Origin of the sequence: Actinoallomurus acaciae, assembly GCF_042429965.1 — a bacterium.
In the GTDB taxonomy this organism is placed as follows: Bacteria; Actinomycetota; Actinomycetes; order Streptosporangiales; family Streptosporangiaceae; genus Actinoallomurus; species Actinoallomurus acaciae.
In genome coordinates, this window is record NZ_JBHLZP010000606.1 from 1 (window position 1) to 4,500 (window position 4,500).

Below are 4,500 nucleotides of genomic sequence, written 5' to 3' on the forward strand. Positions count from 1 at the left end.
CGATGACGCCGCGGACGAGATCCGCCCGCCAGAGCCAGCGCATTCCGGCGCCCGCGTCCCGGAGGAGCCCGCGGACCGGCCGGGCCCCGTCCCCGGCCGGCGGCGGCGTACGGACCCCGGCGACCAGAGCGGTGCCCAGCCCCAGGGTGACCGCGTTGACGACGAACGGCAGCGCGGTCGAGACCGTGAACAGGACGCCGCCGACGGCGGGCCCGGCGAGGTCCTCCCCCAGGCGTTCGGCGGTGACCAGCGCGCCGTTCGCCTTCTCCAGGTCCTCGTCGGCGACCACACGGGGGATCAGCGACTGGCTCGCGTTGTCGTAGGCGGCCTCGCCCACCCCCAGCAGGAAGGCCACGCAGTAGAGCAGGACCAGCGACCGGTCCCCCGCGAGCAGGTCCACCGACAGCACGGTCAGCAGGACGCAGCGCGCGGCGCCGGCCCCGAACAGGAACAGTTCGGGACGGCCGCGGTCGACGAGCGCGCCGATCGGCATGCTCAGCAGCAGCCACGGCGCGTACGCGCAGGCGGTCAGGCCGCCGACCAGCAGCGTGTCGCGGGTGATGGCGGCGGCGAGCAGCGGAAGCGCGACCTCACGGATGCCGTCGCCCAGGTTGGCGGTTCCGGAGGACGCGACGACGCGCACGTACGCGGCGGGCCGCCGGACCCCGGCACGGAGTACCCGCGTCACCGGCCGGAGGCCGGGGTCGGCGCCTTGCGCCGGCGGAACGGCAGGAGGTGGTGAAGCTCCCCGAGACGCAACACGAGCCCGGCGTCGCCCAACTCCTTGATCAGGCGCCGGGACCGGTGGTCGTCCGGGGTGATCGCGCCGGCCGCCAGGCCGTCGAAGACCGCGACCCAGGGCTCCTCGATGAGGACGTCGTGGTGCGGGCCGCCCGGACGAACGTCCCGTACGCGCCTGAAACCCGGCCCCCGGCGGTAGACGCACAGCCCGAACCGGTGTCCCTCGCGCCAGCGCCCGGCGAACTCCGCCGCGTCCCCGCCGGTGTCACCGGCAGGCGGAAGAAGATGCACGACGGTACGCACGGGCCACGGGGGCACGCCGCCGAGCGTCCAGTCCAGGTCGGTCAGCCGCCCGGTCGCCTCGGACAGAAGCCGCAGGAGCGCGATGTCCGTCGCGGGGCGCACGCCGAACCGCGCCACATCGGCCAGCACGACACGCCGCCGGGTGCGCCCCGCCTCCGCGATCGCCGACGCCCCCGCGCCCGGGTCGGCCATCAGGTCATCAAGCGTCAGGCTCACCGTCTCGGGCACCAGCCCGCCGGCCGGGACCGTACGCACTCACACCACCGCCGGCCGGGGTCGCCGTGGCGCGGGACGCGAGGGTGCGGTGGCCGTGACGTCGGACGTCGCCAGGGCGACCCAGCGGCCGGACTCGGTGAACACCAGGCCGCGTTCGCGCAGCTCACCGAGCCAGCGGGTCAGATCCTCGGGGTTCCACGGGTGGTCGGCGAGGGCGCGCAGCAGGCCCCGCAGCGAACGGCCGTGTTCCAGTTCGTGCCAGGCGGCCCGCTCGCGCGGGTGCTCCAGTACGTGGTCCTCCTCCGGCCTCCCGGCCCGGCGGTCGCGCAGGACCAGGCATCCGTCGGCGTCGATTCGGTGCAACGTGCTGGACGGATGGTCGCGGGCCCACGTCCCGGCGGCCTCGTGCAGGGCCGCGGCCTGCTCCTCCGTGAGCCCCCGATCTGGAGTCTCGAAGAGATAGACCAGGTCGTCGAGCCGCTCCGCCGCCAGGTCGTACACGTAGCGGTACGGCTCGGCGGGCCATCGCTCCGGGAAACCCAGGGACGGGTTCTCGAAGTAGGGGCTGAAGCGGTTCAACTCGATCCGGGCGGTGCTCGTCGGCGGCTGCAGGTGCGCCAGCGCCGGCAACTGGTCCAGCACCGCGCGGTAGGACTCCTCCGTCTCGCCGGGGAAGCCGTACAGCCAGTTCCAGGTGACCTCCAGGCCCGCCGACTCGCAGTCGCGCATCGTACGGACGTTGTGCACCGCCCGTACGCCCTTGTCCATCCGGGCCAGGACGTCGTCGACGAGGGACTCGATCCCCGGCTGGACGCTGTGCACGCCGGCCGCCGCGAGCACGCCGATCTGCTCGGTGGTGAGGTTGGCCTTGACCTCGTAGTGCAGGTGCGCGTCCCAGTCGCGCTCGGCCAGGCCGGGCAGGACGGTTCGCAGGTAACCCGGTTCGAGGATGTTGTCGACCACCATGACGTCGAGCGTCCGGTGGCGGCGGACCAGCCGGTCCAGCTCGGTGGAGAAGGCGCCGGACGGCTTGGCGCGGAAGGCCATCGACGTGCCGTTGAGGCCGCAGAACGTGCAGTGGTGACGCTCACCCCACCAGCAGCCGCGGGCCGACTCCACGACCAGCTCCGGCTCCACGTACCGGCTGATCGGAGACGCCTCGAACCGCGCGAACCAGTCGTCGAAGTCGGGCGCGGCCATCCCCGCGGGCGGCACCGGGCGCGCGGGCACGGCGTTGACGTGCGACCGGCCGGCGGCGTCCCGGCGGCACAGGCCCGGCACCTCCGCCAGATCCGTTCCGCCGCCCAGCGCGCGGAGCAGCAGCGGGAACGTCTCGTCCGCCTCGCCGCGCAGCACCAGGTCGACGAAGTCGAACTCCCGGTGCAGGGCGGCGCCCATGGGCCCGTCGCAGTTGCCCCCGCCGAACACCACCGTGATGTCCGGGCGCCGCAGCTTCAGGCGCCGCGCGACGGCCAGGCTCGGCACGTTCTGCATGAACGTGGTGGTGAAGCCGACGAGCTCCGGGTCGAGGGCGATCAGCTCGTCCACGACGAGGTCGACGAAGTCGCTCGCGTACTCCCGCATGGCCGTCACCGAGCGCATCGGCAGATCCCGGCGGCCCGCGTACCGCAGCATCGCGTCGTGGCCGAAGCCGGCATCGTTCAGCGCGCCCGTGAACGCCCAGTCGCCGAGCGCGTGGGTCCAGCCGGTCTCGGCGACCGCGTGGTACTCGTACGGGCTGAGCCGGCCGTCACTGCGTTCCAGCAGGAACTCGGCGAACCGCAGCCCGCCGTGGTAGGCCGCCGGCACGGGGAGGCCGCGCCGCGCGCACGCGGCGCGCAGCACCTCCACCGACAGGGACGGCCGTGAGAGCGCGTGCCACGGCATGCAGACGAGGCACGTACGCGGCACGCGTTCCGGTTCGGCCGGGTTCGTCACTCCTGGGGCGCGGACGCCGTCTCTTCGCGGTCGAAGCTGGACGCCGCGAGCATCTCGGCGGGCATGCGGGTGACCCGCGTGCCGAGCCGCGCCGGGCGGTTGTCCTCGGCCAGCGACTTGATCTGCAATGCGGGGCGGTCGGTCATGGTCGCCTCCCTGCGGTGAGCGGGTTCCGGGCACGCCGAACGGCGGCCCTTTCGCCCGAGTCTCCGGGAGGCGGGCCGATCGGAGAATGGCCCAAAGGTGGAGTCTTGCCCGAATTCCACCTTCGGGCCATCCCCATCCGCCGGGCCGCCATGTTGACTGTCCGGTGTGCCGCCGCCTGCCTATCCGTTCGCGTGGCCCACACCGGTCGACCCTCCGCCGCTGCTCGCCGAGGTGCGGCGGCGGTCCCCGGTCTGCCCGGTCACCATGCCCTCGGGTGAGGTCGGGTACCTGGTGACCCGGCACGAGGACGCGCGGGCGGTGCTGGCCGACCCGGCGTTCAGCCTCGCCGCGCTGTGGCGGCCGGACGGGCCGCGGTTCGCCCCCGGCCCGCGCCCGTCGGTCGGGTTCAGCCTGGCCGGGCTCGACCCGCCGGAGCACACCCGCGTTCGTGGCCTGGTGTCCCGCGCGTTCACCGTACGGCGCGTCGAGGCGCTGCGGCCCGCCATCCAGCGGATCGCCGACGAACTGCTCGACCGCGTCGCGCGGGCCGGGCCGCCCGCCGATCTGGTGGAGGGGCTGTGCGCACCCCTGCCGATCAGCGTCATCTGCCAGGTGCTGGGCGTGCCGCCGGACGCGCGCGAGGACTTCCGCGCGTGGTCCGACGCGATCACGACGGTCGACCCGGCCTCGCCGGAACGCTGGCGCGACGCCTGGCACGAACTCGGCGGCTACCTGGTCCGGCTGATCGCCGCCAAACGCGAGGCGCCAGCGGACGACCTGCTCGGCATGCTGATCGCCACGCTCGGCGAGCGCTCACCGGACTTCGAGCTGGCGACCCTCGCGGTGCAGTTGCTCATCGCCGGCAACGAGACCACGCTCAACCAGCTCGGCGCGGTCATCCACGTCCTGCTGCGCGAACCGGAGGTGTACGCCGCGCTGTGCGCCGCGCCCGAGCTGATCCCGTCGGCGGTCGAGGAGCTGCTGCGGCTGCACCCGCCGAACGACCCCCTCCTGCGCGCCGCGACCCGGGACCTGCGGATCGGGGACACGCTGGTCCCGGCGGGCAGCGGCGTGCTCGTCGACCCGGCCGCGGCCAACCGGGACCCCGCGGTGTTCGCCGACCCCGACCGGCTCGACCTGCGGCGTGCCGGCGAG

Annotated in this window: 5 protein-coding genes; 1 reads left to right on the forward strand and 4 read right to left on the reverse strand. The window is 74.2% G+C overall.

The window, feature by feature from the left end:
• The 4 genes from ACFFNX_RS43125 to ACFFNX_RS43140 form a co-directional block, all read right to left on the reverse strand.
• Positions 1 to 688: MFS transporter (locus ACFFNX_RS43125; RefSeq protein ID WP_378212039.1), on the reverse strand; the 688-nt coding region annotated here is incomplete at its 3' end.
• Positions 685 to 1,299, reverse strand: a complete 615-nt coding sequence (locus ACFFNX_RS43130; protein ID WP_378212040.1) for a DUF5825 family protein — start codon at positions 1,297 to 1,299, stop codon at positions 685 to 687. The genes ACFFNX_RS43125 and ACFFNX_RS43130, both read right to left, overlap by 4 nt.
• Positions 1,300 to 3,171, reverse strand: coding sequence for a RiPP maturation radical SAM C-methyltransferase (locus ACFFNX_RS43135; protein ID WP_378212041.1), 1,872 nt, complete (start codon positions 3,169 to 3,171; stop codon positions 1,300 to 1,302). It lies immediately after the preceding gene.
• Between the two features lie 23 nt (positions 3,172 to 3,194).
• Positions 3,195 to 3,344: a hypothetical protein gene (locus tag ACFFNX_RS43140; RefSeq protein WP_378212042.1), complete on the reverse strand. Its 150-nt coding sequence runs from the start codon at positions 3,342 to 3,344 to the stop codon at positions 3,195 to 3,197.
• 166 nt (positions 3,345 to 3,510) lie between these two features.
• Between ACFFNX_RS43140 and ACFFNX_RS43145 the strand changes: the two genes are divergently transcribed.
• Positions 3,511 to 4,500, forward strand: a 990-nt coding sequence (locus tag ACFFNX_RS43145) for a cytochrome P450 (protein WP_378212043.1), incomplete at its 3' end; no start/stop codon positions are given.